Source organism: Streptomyces apocyni, assembly GCF_009739465.1.
In the GTDB taxonomy this organism is placed as follows: domain Bacteria; phylum Actinomycetota; class Actinomycetes; order Streptomycetales; family Streptomycetaceae; genus Streptomyces; species Streptomyces apocyni.
The window spans coordinates 1-293 of the sequence record NZ_WHOM01000016.1 but is presented as its reverse complement, the minus strand read 5'-3'; the positions used below and the strand labels follow the sequence as shown (position 1 = coordinate 293).

The window sequence follows — 293 nt, the reverse complement described above, 5'->3', positions numbered from 1 at the left end:
GACCTCGACAGTGATGGTCATCTGTGGGCGGAAGGCCTGACGCTGGAGCGGGTCGCGAACGAGGTCGCGGTGGAGGTCAGTACGGATCACGCGTGCTACGTGATCTTCACGTCAGGGTCCACCGGCCGCCCCAAGGGCACCACCGTCACCCACGGCAACGTCACCCGACTCTTCGAGGCGGTCCGCGCGCGGCTCCCCTTCGGCAGGGGTGACGTGTGGTCGCTGTTCCACAGCTTCGCCTTCGACTTCTCCGTCTGGGAAATGTGGGGTGCCCTCACCACCGGCGGACGCGT

General features: G+C 66.9%; 1 protein-coding gene. It reads left to right on the top strand.

What is annotated here, in order from left to right; translation table 11 throughout:
• Positions 1-293 (top strand): AMP-binding protein (locus GCN81_RS00060; protein ID WP_156721306.1); only part of this gene is annotated, 293 nt, incomplete at both ends.